The sequence below is a fragment of the Nocardia vermiculata NBRC 100427 genome, assembly GCF_001613265.1.
In the GTDB taxonomy this organism is placed as follows: domain Bacteria; phylum Actinomycetota; class Actinomycetes; order Mycobacteriales; family Mycobacteriaceae; genus Nocardia; species Nocardia vermiculata.
The window spans coordinates 108,589-132,345 of the sequence record NZ_BDCA01000008.1 but is presented as its reverse complement, the minus strand read 5'-3'; the positions used below and the strand labels follow the sequence as shown (position 1 = coordinate 132,345).

General features: G+C 68.8%; 22 protein-coding genes. 2 read left to right on the top strand and 20 right to left on the bottom strand.

Going from position 1 to position 23,757, the window contains the following annotated elements; all coding sequences use genetic code 11:
- On the bottom strand, nucleotides 1–918 hold the full coding sequence (locus NV2_RS12495; RefSeq protein ID WP_067872266.1) for a LysR family transcriptional regulator: 918 nt from the start codon (nucleotides 916–918) through the stop codon (nucleotides 1–3).
- Nucleotides 919–1,207: 289 nt separating this feature from the next.
- On the opposite strand from NV2_RS12495, the gene NV2_RS12490 reads away from it, so the two are divergent.
- Entirely contained in the window at nucleotides 1,208–2,212 is a 1,005-nt protein-coding gene (locus tag NV2_RS12490) for a YeiH family protein (protein ID WP_067872580.1), read from the top strand.
- A 42-nt stretch (nucleotides 2,213–2,254) separates the two neighbouring features.
- On the opposite strand, the gene NV2_RS12485 is transcribed toward NV2_RS12490, so the two are convergent.
- From NV2_RS12485 to NV2_RS12460, 6 genes are all read right to left on the bottom strand, one after another.
- Nucleotides 2,255–3,565, bottom strand: a complete 1,311-nt coding sequence (locus tag NV2_RS12485) for an RsmB/NOP family class I SAM-dependent RNA methyltransferase (RefSeq protein WP_067872579.1) — start codon at nucleotides 3,563–3,565, stop codon at nucleotides 2,255–2,257.
- Between the two features lie 539 nt (nucleotides 3,566–4,104).
- Nucleotides 4,105–5,028, bottom strand: a complete 924-nt coding sequence (gene fmt / locus NV2_RS12480) for a methionyl-tRNA formyltransferase (protein WP_067872262.1) — start codon at nucleotides 5,026–5,028, stop codon at nucleotides 4,105–4,107.
- Nucleotides 5,029–5,589: a peptide deformylase gene (def, locus tag NV2_RS12475; RefSeq protein ID WP_067872259.1), complete on the bottom strand. Its 561-nt coding sequence runs from the start codon at nucleotides 5,587–5,589 to the stop codon at nucleotides 5,029–5,031.
- Between the two features lie 68 nt (nucleotides 5,590–5,657).
- Entirely contained in the window at nucleotides 5,658–6,671 is a 1,014-nt protein-coding gene (locus tag NV2_RS12470) for an esterase/lipase family protein (protein WP_084474454.1), read from the bottom strand.
- Between the two features lie 56 nt (nucleotides 6,672–6,727).
- Entirely contained in the window at nucleotides 6,728–7,378 is a 651-nt protein-coding gene (locus NV2_RS12465) for a PadR family transcriptional regulator (RefSeq protein WP_373863561.1), read from the bottom strand.
- A gap of 144 nt (nucleotides 7,379–7,522) precedes the next feature.
- Entirely contained in the window at nucleotides 7,523–8,101 is a 579-nt protein-coding gene (locus NV2_RS12460) for a TetR/AcrR family transcriptional regulator (RefSeq protein ID WP_245662568.1), read from the bottom strand.
- A gap of 75 nt (nucleotides 8,102–8,176) precedes the next feature.
- Here NV2_RS12460 and NV2_RS12455 point away from each other — a divergent pair, with 75 nt between their 5' ends.
- The gene (locus tag NV2_RS12455) at nucleotides 8,177–9,037 is read left to right on the top strand and encodes an SDR family oxidoreductase (RefSeq protein WP_067872256.1); all 861 of its coding nucleotides are present in this window, start codon (nucleotides 8,177–8,179) and stop codon (nucleotides 9,035–9,037) included.
- Here the strand turns inward: NV2_RS12455 and NV2_RS12450 are convergent.
- The 13 genes from NV2_RS12450 to NV2_RS12395 all read right to left on the bottom strand — a co-directional run bounded on the left by NV2_RS12450 (nucleotide 9,034) and on the right by NV2_RS12395 (nucleotide 23,724).
- Nucleotides 9,034–11,235, bottom strand: a complete 2,202-nt coding sequence (locus NV2_RS12450; protein ID WP_373863560.1) for a primosomal protein N' — start codon at nucleotides 11,233–11,235, stop codon at nucleotides 9,034–9,036. The genes NV2_RS12455 and NV2_RS12450 overlap by 4 nt on opposite strands.
- 308 nt (nucleotides 11,236–11,543) lie before the next feature.
- Nucleotides 11,544–12,758, bottom strand: coding sequence for a methionine adenosyltransferase (gene metK / locus NV2_RS12445; protein WP_067872254.1), 1,215 nt, complete (start codon nucleotides 12,756–12,758; stop codon nucleotides 11,544–11,546).
- A gap of 201 nt (nucleotides 12,759–12,959) precedes the next feature.
- Nucleotides 12,960–14,177 (bottom strand): bifunctional phosphopantothenoylcysteine decarboxylase/phosphopantothenate--cysteine ligase CoaBC, encoded by a 1,218-nt coding sequence (gene coaBC / locus NV2_RS12440; RefSeq protein WP_067872251.1) that lies wholly within the window; start codon nucleotides 14,175–14,177, stop codon nucleotides 12,960–12,962.
- A gap of 81 nt (nucleotides 14,178–14,258) precedes the next feature.
- On the bottom strand, nucleotides 14,259–14,534 hold the full coding sequence (rpoZ, locus tag NV2_RS12435; protein ID WP_025350704.1) for a DNA-directed RNA polymerase subunit omega: 276 nt from the start codon (nucleotides 14,532–14,534) through the stop codon (nucleotides 14,259–14,261).
- 64 nt (nucleotides 14,535–14,598) lie between these two features.
- Nucleotides 14,599–15,180, bottom strand: coding sequence for a guanylate kinase (gmk, locus tag NV2_RS12430; protein WP_067872248.1), 582 nt, complete (start codon nucleotides 15,178–15,180; stop codon nucleotides 14,599–14,601).
- 7 nt (nucleotides 15,181–15,187) lie between these two features.
- Nucleotides 15,188–15,508, bottom strand: a complete 321-nt coding sequence (mihF, locus tag NV2_RS12425; protein ID WP_030513994.1) for an integration host factor, actinobacterial type — start codon at nucleotides 15,506–15,508, stop codon at nucleotides 15,188–15,190.
- A 519-nt stretch (nucleotides 15,509–16,027) separates the two neighbouring features.
- On the bottom strand, nucleotides 16,028–16,852 hold the full coding sequence (gene pyrF / locus NV2_RS12420) for an orotidine-5'-phosphate decarboxylase (protein WP_067872245.1): 825 nt from the start codon (nucleotides 16,850–16,852) through the stop codon (nucleotides 16,028–16,030).
- The gene (locus tag NV2_RS12415; RefSeq protein WP_067872242.1) at nucleotides 16,849–17,175 is read right to left on the bottom strand and encodes a hypothetical protein; all 327 of its coding nucleotides are present in this window, start codon (nucleotides 17,173–17,175) and stop codon (nucleotides 16,849–16,851) included. Before NV2_RS12415 ends, pyrF begins: the two co-directional genes overlap by 4 nt.
- A gap of 100 nt (nucleotides 17,176–17,275) precedes the next feature.
- Entirely contained in the window at nucleotides 17,276–20,608 is a 3,333-nt protein-coding gene (gene carB / locus NV2_RS12410; protein ID WP_067872239.1) for a carbamoyl-phosphate synthase large subunit, read from the bottom strand.
- Nucleotides 20,608–21,729 (bottom strand): glutamine-hydrolyzing carbamoyl-phosphate synthase small subunit, encoded by a 1,122-nt coding sequence (carA, locus tag NV2_RS12405; RefSeq protein ID WP_067872236.1) that lies wholly within the window; start codon nucleotides 21,727–21,729, stop codon nucleotides 20,608–20,610. The genes carB and carA overlap by 1 nt, the downstream gene beginning before the upstream one ends.
- Nucleotides 21,726–21,863, bottom strand: coding sequence for a hypothetical protein (locus NV2_RS31415; protein ID WP_157102871.1), 138 nt, complete (start codon nucleotides 21,861–21,863; stop codon nucleotides 21,726–21,728). The genes carA and NV2_RS31415 overlap by 4 nt, the downstream gene beginning before the upstream one ends.
- Entirely contained in the window at nucleotides 21,860–22,381 is a 522-nt protein-coding gene (locus NV2_RS12400) for a PH-like domain-containing protein (protein WP_067872233.1), read from the bottom strand. Before NV2_RS12400 ends, NV2_RS31415 begins: the two co-directional genes overlap by 4 nt.
- Complete coding sequence (locus NV2_RS12395) at nucleotides 22,381–23,724, bottom strand: dihydroorotase (RefSeq protein ID WP_067872230.1); 1,344 nt, start codon at nucleotides 23,722–23,724, stop codon at nucleotides 22,381–22,383. The genes NV2_RS12400 and NV2_RS12395 overlap by 1 nt, the downstream gene beginning before the upstream one ends.
- Nucleotides 23,725–23,757 lie beyond the last annotated feature (33 nt).

Here is a 23,757-nt window from a genome sequence, read left to right as displayed (position 1 = left end):
TCAGCGTGCGGCCGCGCCGCCGCGGCCGTTCCGGACGACACTCGACAGCAGTTGCCCGGCCGGCCCGGCCAGCGTGCGCGGCGGACGCCACACTGCCCGCAGGGTTCGGCGCAGATCGAGTCCCGCCACGTCGACCGCACGCAGCTCGCCGCGCTCCAACTGTTCGTCGACAGCGAGCGAGCTGAGCACCGCCGGCCCGACCCCACCCAGGACGCTGGTTCGGATGGCGGCCGCGCTGCCCAGCTCGAGGAGCGGTTCGGCGCGGGCATACTCGGTCAGTGCGGCGTCCAGGGTGCTGCGGGTTCCCGAGCCCGGCTCGCGCACCACCAGGGCGGTCGCCGCCAGCTCTTCGACCGTCAGGGGTGTTCGGCGCCGTGCCCAGGCGTGGCCGGGATGCACCACCACGATCAGACTGTCGTGTGCGACCGTCACGTGCGGCAGGCCGTCGGGTACCGAGGGCGATTCGATGAAGCCGAGATCGCACTCCCCCGCCGTCAGCCGCTCACAGACTTGGCGCGAATTGTGCACCTGCAGATGAACTTTCACATCCTGATGGGCACGCCGAAACTGCCCGAGCCAGCCGGGCAGCAGACATTCGGCCACCGTCATACTGGCGGCGACGGTGAGTTCGGCCTCCCGATCGGTGCGCAGTGCGGCCGCGGCATCGACGAGCCGGTCCAGGTCGTCGAGCACCTCCCGGGCCCAGTGGACCACGACCGTTCCCTCAGGGGTGAGAGTCGATCCGCGTGGTGTGCGGCGCAGCAGGACCAGCCCCAGGCGATGTTCCCACTGCCGTACCGCGCGACTGGCGTTCGGTTGCGCAATCCCGAGCGCACGCGCCGCCGCCCCGAGACTTCCATGGTCGTCGACAGCGACGAGCAACTCGAGAAATCCGAGGTCGGGACGCATCTCACTCATACCCGGATCATATGCCTGACAGCAGAGCCATATCTGGTCGATATGGCTGTCATGCGGTTTTCGCGGCTACCGGCACCCCCGGTTTCGCGGCACGGTAACGGGTATGACGAGCCAGACCTCTCGGCACATCACCGCATCCGGATCGGCGGCCGACACCGGCGCCCCCGATTCGAGCGCGCCACCACATCGCCCGTCGCCGGATACCGAGGCTCGGGCCACCGCAGCTGCTGCAGCACCGGCGCGGCGCTCCGGCGATGGGAGCACCACTCGGCGTCCGCGCCGCTTCGGCATGGGAGAACACGTCCGGCTGCCCCGGCGCATGCCGGACGTCGTTCCCGGTCTGGCACTGACCACCCTCGTCACGGCCGTGGTCATGCTGTTCGGGCGGCTGGTCCCGGTGGTCAGTCCCCTGTTGATCGCGATCGTGGTCGGCGCACTGCTGGCCAACTGCGTCACCCTGCCCGAGCGAGTGCGACCTGGCCTGGCGTTCTCGTCGAAGAAGCTGCTCCGCCTCGGCGTCGCACTGCTCGGACTGCAGCTGACCTTCTCCGACCTTCTCGGCCTCGGTCCTGCGGCAATCGCGATGGTGGTGGCGGTGGTGGTACTGGGGATCGCCGTCACCATGTGGATGGGCCGGTTACTCGGCCTGAGCTGGACACAGCGAGTGCTGATCGCCTGCGGATTCTCGATCTGCGGCGCGGCGGCGGCCGCGGCCGTGGACGGGGTCGTCGACTCCGAGGAGGAGGAACTGCTCACCACGGTCGCGCTGGTCGTCGTGTTCGGCACGGCCATGATCGCGGTGATCCCGCTGCTGTCGGGTGCCTTCGGCCTCGACGACCGCACCGCCGGGATGTGGGCCGGTGGCGCGGTGCACGAGGTGGCACAGGTGGTCGCCGCGGGCAGTGCTCTCGGCGGCGGCGCCCTCGCCGTGGCGGTGATCGTCAAGCTGGCCCGGGTGGTACTCCTGGCCCCCGTGCTGGCAGTGATCGGCCGGCAGCAGCGCCGGCGGGCAGGTTCCGGAGCAGGTACCGGCCGGACACCGCTGCTCCCGCTGTTCGTGCTCGCCTTCCTGGCCTGCGCCGCGCTGCGCACCACCGGCGTGATTCCCGCGCCCGTCCTCGACGGGGCGAAACTCCTGCAGACCGCCCTGCTAACCGCCGCGATGTTCGCACTCGGCGCGGGCGTGCAGGTGGCGGCGTTGCGCCGGGTGGGTTACCGGCCGCTGCTGCTGGCTCTGCTGTCGACGATCTGGGTCGCGGGTGTGGCCCTGGCCGGCGCCGTTCTGGCCGGGTGAGCCGGTGTGGTCGTCGAGTCCGAGCCGAGCGGGACGCTCGGCTCAGAGCGGCTTGCGCAGCGCGGCCGCGAACATGGCGTCGGTGCCGTGCCGATGCGGCCACAACTGTGCTGCCGGGCCGTCACCGGTATCGGTCACCCCGGGCAGCAGTTCGCGGGTCTCGAGCTGCTCGGCACCGGTCCGCCGGACGACATCGGCGACCACGGCCACGGTTTCGGCCAGGTGCGGAGAGCAGGTCGAGTACACGACCACGCCCCCCGGGCGCAGCAGTTCCCAGGCCGCGTCGAGCAGTTCTCGCTGTAACCCGGTCAGGTCCGGCACATCGGCAGGGGTACGCCGCCAGCGCGCTTCCGGACGACGCCGCAACGCGCCCAGGCCGGTGCACGGGGCATCCACCAGGATGCGGTCGTAGCCGGGAGTCAGACCCGAATCGCGGCCGTCGGCCACATGCACCGTCACCGGCAGGTCACGAGTGGCCTTGCGCACCAGCTCTGCTCGGTGTTCCGCCGGTTCGACGGCGTCCACTTCGAAGCCGTCGATCCCGGCCAGGGCGCCGAGTAGTGCAGCCTTCCCGCCGGGCCCCGCGCACAGATCCAGCCAGCGGCCGCGATCCTCGCCCAGCAACGGAGCACCGGTCAGCGACAGTGCCACCAGCTGACTGCCCTCGTCCTGCACCCCGGCCATCCGCTCGCGGACCGGCTCCAGTTGTGCCGGATCGCCACTGTCGAGATACACCGCGTACGGCGACCATCGCCCTTCCTCGCCGCCGCTGATCAGGGCCAGCTCCTCGGCGGTGATGTCACCGGGCCGGGCCACCAGATGGACGATCGGCCGCTGGTCGTCGGCGGCGAGCAGCTCCCGAAGCTCACCGGCCCGCGAACCCAGGGCATCCGCGAAGGCCTGGGCGATCCAGACCGGATGTCCGTATTCGAACGCCGACCGGCCCACCGGATCCGGCGGTGCCAGGCGCTCGATCCATTGCTGCGGCGACCGGGCGGCCGCACGACGCAGTACCGCGTTCACGAATCCGGCTCTGCCGCTGCCGTATTCGCTGCGTACCAGATCCACCGAAGTATCCACGGCAGCATGCGCGCCCACGCGGGTGCGCAGCAGTTGATAGACCCCCAGCCGCAGCACATCCAGGAGCGGACCGTCGATCTCGTCGACCGTGCGGCCCGCACAGTCGGCGATCACCGCGTCGAGAATCCCGAGCGCCCGACAGGCACCGTAGGCGAGTTCGGTCGCGAATGCCGCGTCGCGACCGGACAAGCGGTGCTCCCGCAGCAGAGCCGGAAGCACCAGATTCGCGTACGCGTCACGTTCGCGGACCGCACGGAGCAGGTCCCTGGCCACCAGCCGCGGGGTATCGACCACGGCATCGCGGCGCGCGGTGCCCGGTCGCGCCGGCCGGGAACCACCACGCGCCGGTCCGCGCCCGGTGTCCGCGCCACGACGCGGCGACTGCTCCCGGCGAGAATCGTTACCGCGGCCGCCGCCGTCGCGATCGCCCCGAACCTTTCCACCCCCACGCCGGCGGTTCGCGTTCTCAGCGGTGCTGTCTCCGCGTCCGGAGCTACCGCCGGAGGCCCCACGACGGCCGGTTTCCCGTTGGTCCGGCGCCCGCCGCCGATCCTGTCCGTCGCCTTCCGCGCCTGGACGGCGGCGCGAGGGCCCACCGCTACCCGGTGGGGACGCCGCGCGCCGACCCGATTCGCGCTCGGCACCGCCGCGACCCGTGCCCCGGCCCGCGCGCCCGTCACCGGGGGGGGACTTGTCCGCGCGGTTGCCGCGGGAGCTCTTGTCGCCGGCGCCCGCACGGCGCTCACCGCTCGGTGCGTCCGTCCGCCGCCCGGACTCCGCTCGCCGATTACCGCTCGGTACTCCCGGGCCGCTCATTCGACCACCGTCCCGGGTTCCAGGCGTGCGCCGCGCGCCCAGTCCAGCGCCGCCATCATGCGCTTACCCTGTGGCTGCACCTGGTCGAGCCGCACCGCGGTGGTCGTGGTGCCGACGTAGACACCGGATTTGCGGACCTCGATCGTACGCACCGGCAATTGCTCCTCCACCAGTTCCACCGGACCGACCTTGAGTCGCTTTCCGGCAACCTCGGTCCAGGCACCGGGCACCGGGGTGACCGCGCGGATCCGGCGGTTGATCGCCAGAGCCGGTTGATCCCAGCGGATGTGCCCCTCGTCGGATTCGATCTTCGGGGCATAGGAAACCCCCTCGCTCGACTGCGGTACCGCCTGGATGGTGCCGTCCTCGATCCCGTCCAGGGTCGATTCCAGCAACGCCGCCCCCGATTCCGACAACCGCGCCAGCAGCGCGCCCGCGGTGTCGGTCGTACCGATACGTTCGGTGACGACGCCGTACACCGGGCCGGTGTCGAGGCCGGCCTCGATGCGGAAGGTCGATGCACCGGTGATCTCGTCGCCGGCGAGTACCGCGGCCTGGACCGGCGCCGCGCCACGCCACGCGGGCAGCAGCGAGAAGTGCAGATTGACCCAGCCGTGCACCGGAATGTCGAGCACCGCGGACGGAAGCAGCGCGCCGTAGGCGACGACCGGACAGCAATCGGGGGCCAGCTCGGTCAGTGCCGCGACGAATTCCGGCTCCCCGGGCTTGTGCGGTGTGAACACCGGGATCTCGTACTCGTCGGCCAGCCTGCCGATCGGCGACCGGACCACCTTGCGTCCCCGTCCTGCCACCGCGTCCGGACGAGTCACCACCGCAACGACCTCGTGGCGCTGCGATTCGATCAGCCGACGCAGCGACGGCACTGCCGGGTCGGGAGTTCCCGCGAAGACCAGCCGCATCTACTCGCTCCGCCCGGACTCGCCGCGGCTGCCCGCCACCTCGGCCGCGGACATCACCGTCTTACCCGCGGCGAACCATTCCGATTCACGCACTGCGCGCATAGCCTGCTTGCGCGCAGCGGGTTCCAGCCGTTGCAGATACAGCACACCGTCGAGATGATCGGTTTCGTGCTGGATGCACCGGGCCAGCAGATCCGCCGCCTCGAATGTCACCGGTTCACCGTTGCTGTCCGAGCCCCGGGCGACCACCCGCTGCGCACGGGTCACGTCGTAGCGCAGACCCGGGATCGACAGGCATCCCTCCGGGCCGGTCTGCTCGTCCGCGCCGATGACCTCGAAGACCGGGTTCACCACATGCCCGGCAGCGTCACCGGTGTCGTAGACGAAGACCCGCAGGCCGACACCGATCTGCGGTGCGGCCATCCCCACGCCGTTGCTGGCATGCATGGTGTCGGTGAGATCGGTGACCAGTTGCGCGAGTTCACCGTCGAAGGATTCGACCTCGTCGGCGCGAGCGCGCAGGACGGGATCGCCGAACAGGCGAACGGGCTGGATTGTCACAGGCACACACTCCCGGGCGAGACGATTTGCGGTCGCCTCAGTTTACGGGCGCCGCGAAATCCGATTCGTCAGGAATGCGCGCCGAGCACGACCTCACCGATTCCGGTGCCCAGCGGCACATAGGAACACTGTGGCAGCGGTGCGGTCTCGGGATCCAGAAGGGTGAGCAGCAGCTGCTGCGCGAACCGGTCGTACACCAGGTGGAAGTGCCCGGTCAGGTCGATCGGGCACAGGTCCTGCAGCACGATGTTGTGCGCTCCCGGGCCGGTCAGCGCGATATTGGTATAGGGCTGGATCATCTCGTCGACCCGGCTGCCGACGGTGGTGTAGCGCACGCCGGGCACGGTGTCCCCGCCGGCGTTCAGGTCACGCATGAACGGTGAGCCCTGCGCCTGCTGAACCGTCGCGAGCGAGGTCACCTCCTCGAATGCGTCCCACACTCCGGGGACCGCGTCGGCGAGTGGCACCAGCCCGTACATGACACCGCCGTAGCTCGGCGAGGCCAGACCGATCCACTGCCCCACCTTGGGCGCACCACCGAGCTTGTTGATGTAGTAGCGGGTGACGGTCGCCCCCTGGGAGAAACCCACCAGGTCGACCTGTTTCGCACCGGTCACGTCGAGAACCCGGTCGACGAACGCTGCGAATTGCCGGCTGGAAGCCCACAGATCCTCGGTACCGAAGCTGGTCGCCCCGGGCTTACCGCCGTATTCGGGGGCGAAGACGCAGAATCCCGCGGCGACCAGTTGCGGGCCGATCCCCGACCAGTCGGTGTAGGCGGTCGCGTCGGTACCGTGCGCGAGAATGATCGGGCGCGGATGGCGCGCCGACGGCCGGCAGCCGAAATCGTTGGTCCCCCATGGGGTGGCGTCGGGATGGTCCTTCAGGTAGCGCGAAGCCGCGAGATGATCCGGCTGCGGCGGACCCCATTCGGTCGGAACGACCACCGGGCGGGTGTCCGGCGGCGGCGCGGCGGGCGGGTCCGCCCACGCGGGCACCCCGGTCCCCAGTGCCAGCCCGCACACTGTCACCGCCGCGGTGAGCCCGCCGCGCCATCCGCGGCATCTCGGTCGTCGTCCCATGCCCCGATTGTCCGCCGCGCCGGGGCGAAACGGGGGCGAGACACGGTGTCACAGCCTCACTCGGCTGTGCCGGCGTCGTCGTCGGCGAGGATCCGGTAGACCGAGCGACGGGCCTCGGTGAGGACCTCGGCCGCCTTCGCGGCCTGCTCGGGCGTGCCGGCGCGCGCTACCTGGCCGACCGCACCCATCAGCTGACCGACCAACTCCCGCAGGTCGAGCGCCTGATCGCCGACGTTTTCGCGCACATCCTGCCACGGGTCGCCGAGCTCGTCGCGATGCTCGCGAACGTACTCGGTGCCGGCTTCGGTGAGTTTCGCGGTCTTGCGGCCGGCGACCTTCTCGATGATGACCAGCCCTTCGTCCTCGAGCTGGGACAGCGCCGGGTAGATCGATCCGGGGCTGGGCCGCCAGATGTCGTCACTGCGGTCGCGGATCTGCTGAATCAGCTCGTAGCCGTGCATCGGCCGTTCCTGCACGAGCAGCAGGATCGCCGCCCGCACATCACCGCGCCGGCCGCGACCGCCACGTCCACGGCCGCGTCCCACGTGACCGCCCGGACCGAATCCGGGTCCGAATTCCGGTCCGAAGGGACCGAAACCGTGCGGGCCGCGCGGGTGGCGGCGGAACTGTTCGCGTCCGCCGTGTTCGCGCGGATCGGGCCAGGGGCCGCGTCGCCGACCGGGACCGAACCGGTCCATATTCTCCATGCGTTCCATGATTGCCTCCTGAGGCTTGTCTTACGTTGACCTAGTCAACGATATATCGGCAATGCATCTTTGACAACCATGACGTGCCTCACCGAACGCCCGCACCCACAGCCGGCCCGGACCGGGTTACCACTCGGCCACGACTCACTCGGCGAGGGAATCGATCCAGCGTTCCAACCGATCACCCTCGACACGCATCAACTCGGGATTACGAAAAGTATTGGTGAGCAAAGAAATCCCCTGATACGAGGCGATCAGCGCGACAGCCAGCTCTCCAGCGTCCACCCGGCCCAGTTCCTCGAACTGCCGCTGCACCCACTCCAGCAACACCTGCATCGACGCGGCCAGATCACGCTCGAGACCGTCGGAACGCTTGTCCAGCTCGACCGCGAGGGTGCCGGTGGGACACCCGAATCGCGCAGCCACCTCCCGCTGACCGACCCACGACCGGATCAGAGTCTTCAACCGCGCCGCCGGCCGCGACTCACGGTCGAGCTCGGCCAGGAAGCCGTCGAGAGCCCGCGCATGCGCCCCGATCGCCGCCCCGATCAGCTGATCCTTGGTTTTGAAGTAGTAGTAGACGTTACCTACGGGCACATCCGCGGCCTGCGCGATATCGGCAATCGTCGTCTTCTCCACGCCCTGCCGATGAAAGACCTCCGCGGCGGCGGAGGCCAGCCGTTCCCGCTTCCCCGGCCGAGTCACCGATTCTGAGTTGGTCACCCAACTAACTATAGACAAGCGCCGCATCAGTCGATAACGTTGAACTGAGTCAGTCAACTAACTCAGGAGTGAATCATGATCGCGATCACGGGAGCGACCGGCACCATCGGACGAGTGCTGGTCCGCACTCTCCTCGACGGCGGCGAGGAGGTGACCGCGATTTCGCGGGGCACCGCGCCACTACCCGACGGTGTAGCGCACCGGCGCGCAGACCTCGGCGACCCACACGGGCTCGGCGCCGCCGTCGCCGGAGCGGAGGCAGTGTTCCTGCTCTTCACAGGCCCGCAGCTGGTCACGGGACCACGCCCGGCCGAGTATCTCGAGGCGCTGCGCGCCGCCGAAGTGGACCGGGTGGTTCTGTTGTCCTCACAGGTGGCCGGGACCCGCCCGCATCTCGAATCCCATGCGCGCAGCGCCGCATTCGAACAGGCAGTACGAGATGCGGAGCCGGAGTGGACGGTGCTGCGGCCGAGCGGATTCTTCTCCAACACCATCGCCTGGCGCGACAGCATCATCACGGAGAACACCGTGTACACCCCGTTCCCCGATATCGCGTTGCCGATGGTCGACCCCGCCGACATCGCGGCGGTCGCGGCCGCCGCACTGCGTGGCGGCCACGCCGGGCGCACCTACGAGATCACGGGCCCGGCCCCCATCACTCCCCGAGAACAGGTGCAGATCCTCACTCGTGCACTGGACCGGCCGGTGCGGCTGGTGGAGTTGGATCGGGAACAAGCGCGGGCGAACCTCCTGCGTTTCGTGCCACCGGCGGTCGCCGACGGCACGCTGGATGTGCTCGGCACGCCCCTGCCCGGGGAACAGGCCACCGGTTCGGGAGTCCCGGACGTTCTCGGCCGCCCGGCCACCGGATACACCGACTGGGCTGCCCGCAATCGGGCCGCCTTCGCTGCCACCTCGGCGCCGGTCGGCGCCTAGCCGATGTCGACCGGGTCGATCTGCACTCGCAGCGGGCCGGTGGAGCGGTGACTGCTGCGCACCGCCAAGGCATCGGCCAGGGCCCGTGACAGTGCGCTGCCCGCGCCACGGTCCACCCGCAGGATCATGCGCTCGACCTCGGTAGGGGCGGTATCGCCGGAGAAGGGGGTGCGGGCGCCGGGCGGTAGTGGCACCGGGCCAAGCACCTCGACACCCTCGGGAAGCACTGTCTCGCCGAGTAATTCGCCGACGGTCGCGGTGGTGCCGTCGACCGCGGCGAGCCGCACGGCGGGCGGGAAGCGGACCTCGACGCGCGCGTCGAGTTCGTGGCGGGCGTGACCGACCGGGTCCCAGCGCACCAGCGCCTGCACGGTCGGCAGTGACGGCTCGGCCATCACCAACACTTCGCCGTCCGCGCGGACGAGCGTCGCCGCCGACATCCAGCGCCGCAGCGCATCCTCGGCGGCGCGCAGATCGGCGCGGCCCAGCAGCGCCCAGCCGTCGAGTAGCAGCGCCACCGCGTACCCACCGGGTACCGCGGGCTCGGCGCCGATGGTCGACACCACCACCTGAGGTCCTTCCGGCACGGAGTCCAGGACCGAGGCGCCGCCCGAACCACGAATCGGGACCCCGGGGAACGCTCGGCCCAATTCCTCGGCGGTGCGCTGCGCACCGATCACCACCGCGCGCAGCACGCGCGAACCACAGTTACCGCAGCGGAAGCTCGGCTCCATCTTCCCGCACCAACGACAGCTCGGACTGTGCGCACTGTCCTCGGACGCTTTGCTGCCCAACGGGACTGCGGACGACGCCACCGACCGCCCGGCGCCGCGTGCACCGGCAGAACCGGTACGGCGGGAATGCGCGGCACCTGCCTCGTGGTCTCCACCGACGGCGGCACGGGCTCGCCCGGCAGCTGCCGCCTCGCCCGGAGCACCGTTCCCCCGCCGGGCATTCCGGCTCTCCGGTCGATCCTGCTCGGGTAACGACAGCGGGCCGTTGCAATGCCTGCAGCGGGCCGGGGTGCGGCATTTCGCACAGGCCAGGGCCGGGACATAGCCGCGGCGCGGAACCTGCACCAGTACCGGGTCCCCGGCGGCCAGGGCACGCCGGGCGGCGACGAAGGCGGTACCCGGGATCCGGATCGCGCGGGCCATCGGATCGCGTTCCAGGGCGATATCACTGTCCCCCGGTGCGTGAATTCGAGGCACGGTGGCGCGCAAGGTGTTTCGATCGGCCAGCAGGTCGTGGGCCCATCCGGTGGCGACCATCGCTTGCGCTTCGGCGGTGCGCGCGAATCCGCCCACCACGAAGGCTGCGCCGGTCTCGTGTGCGCGCAGCATCGCCACCTCGCGCGCATGCGGGTAGGGCGCGCGCGGTTCGGCATAGGTGTCGTCGCCGTCGTCCCACACGATGAGCAGACCCAGCTCACGAGCGGGCGCGAAGACCGCGCTCCGCGTTCCGACCACGACACGCGCCGTCCCCCGCAGCACGGCGAGCCACCGCCGGTATCGAGCGGCGGGCCCCAGCCCCGCCGACAGCCCGACCACCGCATCGCCCACCAGCACAGCACATTCCGCCACGACCCGATCCAGGTCGCGTTGATCCGGGACCATGACGATCACGCTGCGTCCACCCGCAACGGCGGTGGCCGCCAACTCCGCGAGCCGGCGCGGCCACTCCTCTCCCGGCATCGCCTGCCAGGCCGCGCGAGGTCCGCTCCCGCGCCGCAACGCCGACAGGAACGAACCCGCATGGACGTACCTCGACCATTCCGGAAAATCCGCCGGAATCTCGGGCAGCTGCACAGGTTTCGGCTCGGCCGCTTCGGTGCGCGCATGCCGGGGCGGAATCGCCAGCCGCAGCACATCGGCGCGAGTTCCGGCATACCGCGCCGCGACCGCGGACACCAGGCGAACGATCTCCGGAGTCAGGACCCGTTCGCCCGACACCACCCGCTGCAGAGGCTGAATTTTTCCGGAATGCTCACTGCGCGTGAGTCGTTCGAGAATGAAACCGTCGACCAGGCGACCGGAGAACCGCACCCGCACCCGCACACCGGGCGCCGCGAGGTCGTCCATCTCCGGCGGCACCGAATAGTCGAAATCACGATCGAGGTGCGCGGGTTCGAGTAGCGGCAGCACGCGCGCGATCGGCTTCTCGAGCCGGATCGGTGCGGCCTCGTCGCTGCCCGCCACCGCAGCCGCGTGCTCGGCTACTGCTGCGGGAACGACGCCGCGTTCACTCCCCCGGGACTGCCGAACACCGTCGACAACCGCGTCCCGCGAGTCCGGCACAGCGCCTGCCTCGACCCCGAGGTCGGGCGCATCCCGATCGGCCGAGGAGCTCGACTCCACCGCCGCCGGCGCGCTGTCTCGACCGGATGCCCCGTCGAGGTGCGGATGCGGTCCGGTATCCGGAGGTCCGGGCACGCGAACGGCGCCCCCCGTGTGCACGGAGGACGCCGTCGGTTCGATCGCTTTCGCCAAGGCCGGCGTGGCGCGGCTCAGAGGCCCCCGGCCGCGCGCAGCTTGTCGGCGCGGTCGGTGCGCTCCCACGGAAGGTCGACGTCGGTGCGGCCGAAGTGGCCGTACGCGGCGGTCGGTGCGTAGATCGGGCGCAGCAGGTCCAGATCGCGAATGATGGCACCGGGGCGCAGATCGAAGATCTCGCTGATCGCCTTCGAGATCTGCGCCGGATCGACCCGCTCGGTGCCGAAGGTCTCGACGAACAGACCCACCGGTGCGGCCTTGCCGATCGCGTAGGCCACCTGAACCTCGACCCGGTCGGCGAGGTCGGCGGCGACGACGTTCTTGGCCACCCAACGCATGGCGTACGCAGCCGAGCGGTCCACCTTCGACGGGTCCTTACCGGAGAAGGCGCCGCCGCCGTGGCGGGCCATCCCGCCGTAGGTGTCGACGATGATCTTGCGACCGGTCAGGCCGGCGTCGCCCATCGGTCCGCCCAGCACGAACTTGCCGGTCGGGTTGACCAGCAGCCGGATATCGGAGGTATCGAGCGGATTGGGCAGCTCCAGATCCGCCAGCACGGCATCGACGACCTTCTCGCGGATATCCGGAGCCAGCAGATTGTCCAGATCGATATCGGCCGCATGCTGGGTCGAGAGCACCACGGTATCCAGCCGGACCGGCCGGTCGCCCTCGTATTCGATGGTGACCTGGGTCTTGCCGTCGGGACGCAGATACGGCAGCACGCCGGACTTGCGGACCTCGGTCAACCGCCGCGAGAGCCGGTGCGCCAGCGCGATCGGCAGCGGCATCAGCTCCGGAGTCTCCTTGGTGGCGTATCCGAACATCAGGCCCTGGTCACCGGCACCCTGACGCTCGATCTCGTCGTCGGAGCCGCCGACGCGGGCCTCGTGCGAATGGTCGACACCCTGCGCGATATCCGGCGACTGCGCGCCGATGGCGACGTTCACCCCGCAGGAGGAGCCGTCGAAACCCTTGGCCGAGGAGTCGTACCCGATATCGAGCACCTTTTCGCGCACGATGGTCGGGATATCGGCATAGGCCTCGGTGGTGACCTCACCGGCTACATGCACCTGGCCGGTGGTCACCAGGGTCTCCACCGCTACACGGCTGTGCGGATCCTGGGCCAGCAGCGCATCGAGGACGGAGTCGCTGATGGCATCACAAATCTTGTCCGGGTGACCCTCTGTGACGGACTCACTCGTGAATAGCCGGCTACCGGACGTGCGCACAGTTGTTCCCTCTCCCTCAACGGGTTTCTCATGTCGGGATGCGACAGTAACGGCATCGCGTCACCGCACAACCCTTGCCTCAGACTATTGCAAATGTCTCCGCGTGTGGGGCACAGCACCCCGGAACCTGTCCGCTACCGCGTGACGAACCGGTCACGGCGGCGATACTACGCCGCCTGCCGGGGCTGAAACGATTGCGGTTCAACGCAATAGCGGGCTCAGCGCATCGAGGACCCGGCTCGCCAGCAAGGCCTTGGAACCGTGATCCAGCGCCTGCTCGGCACCGTCGGCACCGAGCAGCCAGCCGTCGTTGTTGTCGACCTCGAAGGCCTTACCCTCGCCGACCGCGTTGACCACCAGCAGATCGCATCCCTTACGGGCGAGCTTGGCACGCGCATGAGTCAGCACGTCGCCGTGCTCGTCCCCGGTCTCGGCGGCGAAACCGACGATGGCGAGACCGCTCAACTGCCCGTCACGACGCGCCTGCACCAGGCCGGCGAGAATATCGCGATTCTTGGTCAGTTCGATCGAATTGGGTTCGTGCGCACCCTTTTTGATTTTCGCGGCAGCGACGTTGGACGGCCGGAAATCGGCGACGGCGGCGGCCATCACGACCGCATCGGCGCCCGCGGAATGTTTGTCCACCGCGGTGCCCATCTGCTCGGCCGTGGTCACATGTACGACCTCGACACCGGCCGGCGGTTCCAGACCGATGGTGTTGCCGGCGATCAATGTCACCTGCGCACCGCGCTGGGCGGCCACCCGCGCCATCGCATAGCCCTGTTTGCCGGAACTGCGATTGCCGAGGAAGCGGACCGGGTCCAGCGGTTCACGCGTGCCACCCGCCGACACCACGACGCGACGGTTCTCCAGATCGCGGGGCAGCGCATCGGGTCGTTCGACCAGCAGCGAGGCCAGCGCGAAGATCTCCTCGGGCTCGGGCAGCCGTCCCGCACCCGTATCGGCGCCGGTCAGCCGCCCCGATGCGGGATCCATCACGGTCGACCCGTGCGCACGCAGAGTGGCCACATTCGCGATCGTGGCCGGATGCTCCCACATCTCGGTGTGCATGGCGGGGACGAAGAGTACGGGACATCGTGCGGTCAGCAGAGTGGCAGTCAGCAGATCGTCGGCGCGGCCCGACGCCGCGCGGGCCATCAGGTCCGCAGTCGCCGGTGCGATGACCACCAGGTCGGCTTCCTGGCCGATCCGTACGTGGGGCACCTCGGGCACATCGTCGAAAACACCGGTGTGCACCGGATTGCCCGACAGCGCCTCGAAGGTGGCCCGGCCGACGAACTGCAGCGCAGCCTCGGTGGGGACGACCCGGACAGTGTGCCCGGACTCGGTGAACTTGCGCACCAACGAGCACGCCTTGTAGGCGGCGATACCGCCGCCCACGCCGACAACGATTCGCATCTGAATCAAGCCTCTTCGATCCGGTGGAGGTGGGCGGCGACCAGGCACCCGGGCGCTGTCGCTGATACCACGACCGAGGTGTTACTCGCCCTCGGTATGTTCGAGCAGATCGGAATGGATCTCACGCATGGCCACCGACAGGGGCTTCTCCTGCAGACCCGGCTCGACCAGCGGGCCCACGTACTCGAGGATGCCGTCACCGAGCTGGTTGTAGTAGTCGTTGATCTGACGTGCGCGCTTGGCCGCGTAGATGACCAGTGCGTACTTGGACGACGTGCGCTCGAGCAGCTCGTCGATCGGCGGGTTGGTGAGGCCGACCGGGGTGTCGTAGGCGGGCACGGTCTTGGTGTCGCTCACTGAGGAGGCTCCTGCGGGTCGATGGGTGTGCTGGGACGAGCCGAGTTCGCGGGATCGCCCGCACTCACCTCGAATTTGTGCTAACGAACAACGATACCAACTGCTCACAGGCAGTGGTCACATCGTCGTTCACGATCACTGTGTCGAACTCGTCACACGCGGCGAGTTCGACGCGTGCGGTGGCGAGCCGACGCTCGATGACCTCGGGAGATTCGGTGCCACGACCGGTCAGCCGGGCAACCAGTTCCTCCCAGCTGGGCGGGGCCAGAAAGACCAGCACGGCCTCGGGCATCGCCGCACGGACCGAGCGTGCCCCGACGAGGTCCACCTCCACCAGAACCGGCTTACCGGCAGCCAGTGCCGCCTTCACCGGTGCGGCCGGCGTACCCGACCGTTGCAGGCCGCCGTGAATGTCGGCCCATTCGAGCAGTTCACCTTCTTCGATCATGGTGTCGAAGTCGGCGCGGGTCACGAACCGGTAGTCCCGGCCGTCGACCTCCCCGGGCCGGGGGGCCCGGGTGGTGGCCGACACACTGAACACCAGGTCCGGCAGCCGTTCCCGAAGGCAACGGACCACTGTGGACTTGCCGACGGCCGAGGGGCCGACCAGTACTACCAGCCGACCCTTCTGTGTGTGTTCGACCACCCTCGGATCAGGCTTCGAAGTCGAACTTCGCCAGCAGCGCCTTGCGCTGCCGGTCGCCCAGGCCCCGCAGGCGGCGGGTCGGCGCGATCTCCAGCTCGCTCATGATCTCGGCCGCCTTGACCTTGCCAACCTTGGGCAGGGCTTCCAGCAGAGCCGACACCTTCATCTTGCCGAGCACCTCATCGGTCTCGGCATCCTTCAGGACCGTCTTCAGGTCAGTGCCGCCACGCTTCAAGCGCTCCTTGAGCTCTGCCCGAGCGCGGCGAGCGGCAGCCGCCTTCTCCAAAGCAGCGGCGCGCTGCTCGTCAGTCAGCTGGGGAAGGGCCACGGTTCCTCCGTCTCATCGTTCATTGCTAAATCTCCCGCCGGTAACCCGACGGTCTCAGCGACCGTACCCACGCGGCCCGTCGATTGCGAACCCACCCCCCAGGTCAGCGCCCGATTCGGGCATCGGGGCCCGGTCTCGGGCCGGTCGGTGCGCGGAATTCGGTCTGCCACCGCGAGGCCGCGGACGAAATCCTGCGCACGGCCGTGGCCTGCGGTTTTCCCGTTTTCGCCGGTTCGGTCGGCACAGACCAGCCGGGCCCGATGCGGCCGTAACCGACCTGTAATCGTGCGACCTGGAACTTTCTGAAAATTATCCGCGTGTCGCTCATTTTTGCCCCAGCGTGTCGCGGTGCGGCCCAACGCTTCCCGCACCACCAGCCGCGGGCACACGTGCGCAAAAGGGTCGTAGCACCCCCCGGAAGGCGCGTTGAGCCGGAAATGCCCGGGCACGCAAGGAGCACAACCCCCTGACGCCGTACGACGGCGTCAGGGGGTTGTCGTGGCCGGACGGGCAACGCCCTCAGGCTTGCAGAAACGCGAACTCGTCGGCGAGCTTGTGCAGCTTGGTGCGCATCGCGGCGACCGAGGGACCGGCACCCAACAGCTCCCGCGAAACATTGGGTACCACGGCCGCGAACTGTTCGGGCGGGACCAGGGCGCGGATCGAATCCGGCCCCCCGCCCTGCGCACCGACGCCCGGCATCAGCACCGGACCGTTGAGCTTGCGCAGATCCACCGGTTCGGTGAGTGTCGCGCCGACCACCACACCGACCGATCCCGGTTCCGGGCCCGCATTACGCTCGGCCGCCGCGTCGATCATCAGCTGTGCCACGCTACGGCCGTCACCCGCGGTGATCCGCTGCAGTTCCGCGGCCTCCGGATTCGAGGTGGCCGCCAGCACGAAAACACCCCGGCCGGCCGCACTCGCGGCGTCCAGCGCAGGAGTCAGCGATCCGAAACCGAGATACGGCGACACCGTGACCGCGTCGCTGGCGAGCGGACCGTCACCGAGCCAGGCACGGGCGTAGGCGGCCATCGTCGAGCCGATATCGCCGCGTTTGGCGTCGGCCAATACCAGGGTGCCCGCCGACCGGAGTGCCGCGATGGTGTCCTCGAGGACCACGATTCCGCCGGAACCGTATTCCTCGAAGAAGGCCACCTGCGGCTTCACCAGTGCGACCCGGCCCGCGAACACCTCGACACAGATGTCGGCGAACCGTTTCAGTCCTTCGACGTCTTCGCTGAAGCCCCACTCGCGCAACAGCTGGGGATGCGGGTCGATCCCCGCGCACAACGGCCCCAGCCCGGCCATCGCCGCGGCCAGGCCGACCCCGAAGGGAGTCACCGGCTCGCCCCGGCCCCGGCCAGTTCGTCGCCGGCCGGCTCATCGCCGGCCTGTGGGGCGGGCCCGGCAGTGGCGGCCTCGGCGTAGGCGTCGGTGGTTGCCGCACCCGCCTCCTCGTCCGCGGCCGCCAGCATCTCGTCGGCCTGGGCCAGCACCTCGTCGGCACGTGCCAGGATCGCGTCCGTCAACACGTCCGCCTCGGACTTCTCCTGCTCGACCGGCTCCCGGCCGATCGGGGGAAGCGCCCGGAAGCCGACGGTGGAGTACCCGCCGACATTGCGCATCCGGCGGATGTCCCCGCCGCCGGGCGGTGCGGACGCCACGGCTCCATAACCGCGACCCCGCCGACCACCCGCACGTCCGGCCCCAGGGGGCCGCACTCCCGCGCCGAAACCGATGGCTCCCACCGTCTCCCTCTCCTTGTCAGCCGCGCAATACGGCGTGCAGCTCTTGCAGGGACCGCACCCCGATACCGCCGTTGATGGTTGCTTCGATGCCCTGTACGGCCGCGGCCGCACCCTGAACCGTCGTGATGCACGGAATATTGGCGCCCACCGCGGCGGTGCGAATCTCGTATCCGTCCACGCGGGGCCCGGAATTACCGTAAGGCGTGTTGAACACGATGTCGATCTCGCCGTCCTTGATCTGGTCGACGATCGAGGGCCCCGGATTGGTGTTGGCAGGGTCCACGTCGGAATGCTTGCGGACCCGCTCGCAGGGAATACCGTTGCGCCGCAGCATCTCCGCCGTCCCCTCGGTGGCCAAGATCCGGAAGCCCAGATCGTGCAGACGCTTGACCGGGAACACCATTGCCCGCTTGTCACGATTTGCGATCGAAACGAACACCGTGCCCTCGGTCGGCAGGGAGCCGTAGGCCGCGGACTGACTCTTGGCGAAGGCAGTGCCGAAGTCGGCGTCGATGCCCATCACCTCGCCGGTGGACTTCATCTCCGGCGACAGCAGCGAGTCGATGCCCGAGCCGTCCGGGCGGCGGAACCGGAAGAACGGCAGCACCGCTTCCTTCACCGCGACGGGGGCGTCGATCGGCGCATGGCCGCCGTCGCCCTCGGCGGGCAACATGCCCTCCTTGCGCAGCTCGGCGATCGTGGCACCGAGCATGACCCGCGCGGCGGCCTTCGCCAGCTGCACACCGGTCGCCTTGGAGACGAACGGAACCGTGCGACTCGCCCGCGGATTGGCTTCGAGGACGTAGAGCACATCGTCCTTCAGCGCGTACTGCACATTGAGCAGGCCTCGCACGCCGATCCCCCGGGCCAGTGCCGCCGTGGAGCGGCGCACTTGCTCGATATCGCTGCGGCCCAAGGTGATCGGGGGCAGAGCGCATGCCGAGTCGCCGGAGTGGATACCGGCCTCCTCGATATGTTCCATCACCCCGCCGAGGTACACCTCGTCGCCGTCACACAGCGCGTCGACGTCGATCTCGATCGCATCTTCGAGGAAACGGTCCACCAGCACCGGATGCGCGGGGCTCAGTTCGGTGGCCCGGGAGATGTAGCCCTCCAGCGACGCCTCGTCGTAGACGATCTCCATACCGCGCCCGCCCAGCACGTACGACGGGCGGACCAGCACCGGATAACCGATACCGGCGGCGATATCGCGGGCCTGTTCGAAGGTGGTCGCGGTGCCGTACTTCGGTGCGGGCAGACCGGCCTCGACCAGCACGTGCCCGAATTCACCGCGATCCTCGGCGAGGTCGATGGCCGCCGCGGAGGTGCCGACCACCGGCACACCGGCGTCGGTGAGCCGCTGCGCCAGCCCCAACGGAGTCTGCCCGCCCAGCTGCACGATCACACCCGCGACCCGGCCCGACTCCGATTCGGAGTGGTACACCTCGAGCACGTCCTCGAAGGTCAGCGGTTCGAAGTAGAGGCGGTCGGCGGTGTCGTAGTCGGTCGACACGGTCTCCGGGTTGCAGTTGACCATGACGGTCTCGTACCCGGCCTGCGACAGAGTCTGCGCGGCATGCACGCAGGAGTAGTCGAATTCGATGCCCTGCCCGATCCGGTTGGGCCCGGAACCGAGGATGAGCACCTTCTCCCGATCCGGTTGCGGAGCCACCTCGGACTCCGCGGCGGGATCCAGTTCGTAGCTCGAGTAGTGGTACGGAGTCTTGGCCTCGAATTCCGCGGCACAGGTGTCGACGGTCTTGTACACCGGCCGGATGCCCAGCCGATGGCGCAGCTCGCGCACCCCGTCCTCACCCGCCAGCTCCGGTCGGAGAACCGAGATCTGTCGATCGGACAGGCCGTTGTACTTGGCGAACCGCAGTAGCGACTCGTCCAGCACCGGCGCCTGGGCGATATCGGAGCGCAACTCCACCAGCCCGGCGATCTCGGCGACGAACCACGGGTCGATCCCCGACGCCTCGGCCACCTCTTCGATGCTCGCCCCCAGGCGCAGTGCCCGCTCCACCTGATACAGCCGGCCCTCGGTGGGGACCCGCAGGTCGGCGAGGATCTCGGCGACCTCGGTCCAGCGCCCGTCGGGCTGGGTCCAGAATCCGGTCGCCTTGGTCTCGAGCGAGCGCAGCACCTTGCCCAGCGCCTCGGAGAAGTTACGACCCAGGCTCATCGCCTCACCCACCGACTTCATGGTGGTGGTCAGGGTCGGATCGGCACCCGGGAACTTCTCGAATGCGAAGCGCGGTGCCTTGACGACCACATAGTCGAGTGTCGGCTCGAACGAGGCCGGCGTCTCCTTGGTGATGTCGTTGACGATCTCGTCGAGGGTGTACCCGATGGCCAGCTTCGCGGCGATCTTGGCGATCGGGAAGCCGGTGGCCTTGGATGCCAACGCCGATGAGCGCGAGACGCGCGGATTCATCTCGATGACGATCAGGCGACCGTCGCGTGGGTCCACCGCGAACTGGATATTGCAGCCACCGGTGTCGACACCGACCTCACGCAGGATCGCAATGCCCAGATCGCGCATCTTCTGGTACTCGCGGTCGGTGAGCGTCATCGCGGGAGCCACGGTCACCGAGTCACCGGTGTGCACGCCCATCGGGTCGACGTTCTCGATCGAGCAGACGATGACCACGTTGTCGCGGCCGTCGCGCATCAGCTCGAGCTCGTACTCCTTCCAGCCGAGGATCGATTCCTCGATCAGGACGTTCGCGGTCGGCGACGCAGCCAGGCCGCCGCCGGCGATGCGATCGAGATCCTCGTCGTTGTAGGCCATGCCCGAGCCGAGGCCGCCCATGGTGAACGACGGGCGCACGACCACCGGGAAGCCGAGTTCGTCGACGGTCTCGCGCACCTCGTCCATGGTGTAGCAGACCTTGGAGCGTGCGGACTCCCCGCCGACCTTCGCGACGATGTCCTTGAACTTCTGCCGGTCCTCACCACGCTGAATGGCCTCGAAGTCGGCGCCGATCAGCTCGACACCGTACTTCTCCAGGATGCCGCCCTCGTGCAGTGCGACCGCGGTGTTCAGCGCGGTCTGCCCGCCCAGTGTCGCGAGAACCGCATCGATCGGGGTGCCCTTGGCCTGCTCGGACGCGATGACCTTCTCGACGAATTCGGCCGTGATCGGCTCGACATAGGTGGCGTCGGCGAATTCCGGGTCCGTCATGATCGTGGCCGGATTCGAGTTCACCAGCGAGACCCGCAGTCCCTCGGACCGCAGCACCCGGCACGCCTGGGTGCCGGAATAGTCGAACTCGCAGGCCTGGCCGATGACGATCGGACCCGAGCCGATCACCAGAATGTGGCGCAGATCGTTACGACGTGGCATCAGGCTTCCTTCTCCATCGAATCTGCGAAGCGGTCGAACAGGTAGGCAGCATCGTGCGGGCCCGCGGCGGCCTCGGGGTGGTACTGCACGGAGAACGCGCGGCCGTTCAGCAGGCGCACCCCCTCCACCGTGCCGTCGTTGGCGCAGGTATGGCTGACCTCGGCGGTGCCGAACGGCGTATCGAAGCGCTGCCCCGCCTCGCCCTCGAGGGCGAATCCGTGATTCTGCGCGGTGATCGAGACCGCGCCGGTGGCGTGATCGACGACCGGCACGTTGATACCGCGATGGCCGAACTTCATCTTGTAGGTGCTCAGCCCCAGCGCACGACCGAGGATCTGGTTACCGAAGCAGATGCCGAACAACGGAATTCCCGCACCGAGCACCCCCTTGGTGAGCTCGACCGCATCGTCCTGGGTGGCCGGGTCGCCGGGCCCGTTGGACAGGAACACACCGTCGGGCCGCAGTTCGCGGATCCGGTCCAGGGTGACGCCGGAGGGCACCACATGCACCCGGATGCCACGCTCGGCGAACATCCGCGGGGTATTGGTCTTGATGCCCAGATCGACTGCCACCACGGTGAAGCGGTGCTCACCGGCAGGTTCGATCGTGTACATCTCGTCCGTGGATACCTCGCCGGCCAGATCCGCACCGAGCATCGACTGCTGTCCGGTGACCCGGCTCAGCAATTCGTCCGCCGACGCATCCGCGGCATCACCGCTGAAGATGCCGGCCTTCATCGACCCACGCGTGCGCAGGTGGCGGACCAGCGCTCGCGTGTCGACTCCCGCGATGCCGACGATATTCTGGCGTTCCAGCTCGTCCTGCAACGTGGTCGTCGCGCGCCAGTTCGAAGCCCGTTTCGCCGGGTCGCGCACCGCGTATCCGGCAACCCAGATCCGGTTCGACTCGTCGTCCTCGTCGTTCCACCCGGTGTTGCCGATCTGCGGCGCCGTGGCCACCACGATCTGGCGGTGGTAGCTGGGGTCGGTCAGGGTTTCCTGATAGCCGGTCATGGCGGTACAGAACACCGCCTCACCCAGAGTCTGTCCTGCGGCACCGAATTGCCGGCCACGGAAAGTCCGGCCGTCCTCGAGCACCATCACCGCAGCGCGGTCGCTCATGCGCTCACCTCGTTCACCAGAATTTCCGCCTTCACACTCTGTTCGGTTACGCCGCTCATGCCGTGTCCTTCGATGCCATGAGCGGGGGCCTGCGTGGTTACGCAGGCTGCCGCCTCCGGCCCTGATCCGCTCATGCCGTGTCGCCTCCTGTCGCCACACCCGGTTGTCCCGGCGCGGAGGGGGCTGTCCACGCCGGATACACCGTTTTGTCGTCCCCACGGAAACCGGTGTCGACCTCGGTTCCCGTCGGTAGCTTCCAGCGAATGACCAGCACACCATTGTCGGTCATCACCTTGCCCGCGTGGCCACGCTCGGTGCGCACCGCGGTGATGGACTCCTGCGGAATCCAGATCACCTCCGCACCATCGCGTTCCAGCAGGATCCCGCGCTCGAACCGCGTCAATTCGGCGGTGGCGCGGAAGCCCAGATCGCCCACCACGATCCGGTTCTGCCAGCTCGGGGCCAGCGTGGTCCCGGTATACAGACCGGTGGTCGGTTCGAGCAGTTGCGCACCCAGTTCCGCCGGCACGGTCGGCAGATCCCCGACCGAGGCCGCCTGCTGCCGGGCGCGCTTGCGCCAGGATCGGTACATCAGCCACACGAACAGCGCGAACACCGCCACGAGCCCGATGACCCACAGGGTTCTTTCCATCAGAGTCTCACTCTCTGTGTCACTGTGGCCGCCACCCCGTCGTGGGCGGTGACGCGTCCGCGCAGCACGGTCGCGACGACCCGGGCAGGCAAGGTCATCGCATCGAAGGGGGTGTTGCCGGAAATGCTGGCCAGCTCGGGCGCCCGCACCGTCCACGAGGTGTCCGGATCGACCAGCGTCAGGTTGGCCGGTTCACCGACCGCGATCGGGCGACCCTGATCATCGAGACCCGCGATCCGGGCCGGATTCTCGCTCATCACCCGCGCTACACCGCGCCAATCCAGCAGACCGGGCGTCACCAATGTTTCGACGATGATCGACAGTGCGGTCTCCAGTCCCAGCATGCCGGGTCGGGCAGCGGCGAACTCGCAGCATTTGTCCTGTTCGGCGTGGGGGGCGTGGTCGGTGGCGATACAGTCGATCACGCCGTCGGCCACCGCACGACGCAGCGCTTCGGCATCGGAGGCCTCGCGCAGCGGTGGATTCACCTTGTTGACCGCGTCGTAGGTCTCGAGCCGCGAGTCGTCCAGCAGCAGATGATGCGGCGTCACCTCGGCGGTGATCGAAATACCTTGCGCCTTGGCCCATTTCACCAGTTCGACGGTGCCGGAAGTCGACGCGTGACAGATGTGCACGCGGGCACCGGCATCGCGGGCCAGCAGGGCGTCACGCGCCACGATCGATTCCTCGGCGGCACGCGGCCAGCCCGCCAGTCCGAGCCGGGCGGCGGTCGGCCCTTCATGGGCGACCGCTCCCCGGGTCAGCCGCGGTTCCTCCGCATGCTGAGCGATCAGCACGTCCAGCGACTTCGCGTACTCGAGCGCACGACGCATGATCAGCGGGTCGTCGACGCAGTGCCCGTCGTCGGAGAACATCCGCACCCGGCCCACTCCGGCCGCCATCGTGCCCATCTCGGCCAGCTGCTTACCGGCCAGCCCCACGGTCACCGCACCCACCGGATGCACGTCGACGAGCCCGACCTCCCGGCCGCGCCGCCACACATGGTCGGTGACCACCGCGGTATCGGCGACCGGATCGGTATTGGCCATCGCGAACACCGCGGTGTATCCACCCAGAGCTGCTGCGGCCGAGCCGCTTTCGATGGTTTCCGTGTCTTCGCGTCCCGGCTCGCGCAGATGCGTGTGCAGATCGACGAAGCCGGGCAGCAGGATGCGGCCGGCGGCCTCGATCACCTGTACGTCCTCGGCGATCGTGACACCGTCGACCTCGTCGCCGCCGCGTGCCGCGGCACCCAGCGCAACGATCACACCGTCGCGGACCAGCACATCGACGGGTTCACCCGCACCGTAGGGCCGGGCACCCCGGATGACCAGATCACTCACGCGGCTGCACCTTCCTCGAAACCTGTCCCGATA

Coding starts and splice junctions, on each gene's coding strand:
- NV2_RS12495 (WP_067872266.1), bottom strand. CDS start 918: ATGAGTGAGATGCGTCCCGACCTCGGATTTCTCGAGTTGCTCGTCGCT.
- NV2_RS12490 (WP_067872580.1), top strand. CDS start 1,208: ATGGGAGAACACGTCCGGCTGCCCCGGCGCATGCCGGACGTCGTTCCC.
- fmt (WP_067872262.1), bottom strand. CDS start 5,028: ATGCGGCTGGTCTTCGCGGGAACTCCCGACCCGGCAGTGCCGTCGCTG.
- NV2_RS12470 (WP_084474454.1), bottom strand. CDS start 6,671: ATGGGACGACGACCGAGATGCCGCGGATGGCGCGGCGGGCTCACCGCG.
- NV2_RS12465 (WP_373863561.1), bottom strand. CDS start 7,378: ATGGAGAATATGGACCGGTTCGGTCCCGGTCGGCGACGCGGCCCCTGG.
- NV2_RS12455 (WP_067872256.1), top strand. CDS start 8,177: ATGATCGCGATCACGGGAGCGACCGGCACCATCGGACGAGTGCTGGTC.
- coaBC (WP_067872251.1), bottom strand. CDS start 14,177: ATGCGAATCGTTGTCGGCGTGGGCGGCGGTATCGCCGCCTACAAGGCG.
- carB (WP_067872239.1), bottom strand. CDS start 20,608: ATGCCACGTCGTAACGATCTGCGCCACATTCTGGTGATCGGCTCGGGT.
- carA (WP_067872236.1), bottom strand. CDS start 21,729: ATGAGCGACCGCGCTGCGGTGATGGTGCTCGAGGACGGCCGGACTTTC.
- NV2_RS31415 (WP_157102871.1), bottom strand. CDS start 21,863: ATGAGCGGATCAGGGCCGGAGGCGGCAGCCTGCGTAACCACGCAGGCC.
- NV2_RS12400 (WP_067872233.1), bottom strand. CDS start 22,381: ATGGAAAGAACCCTGTGGGTCATCGGGCTCGTGGCGGTGTTCGCGCTG.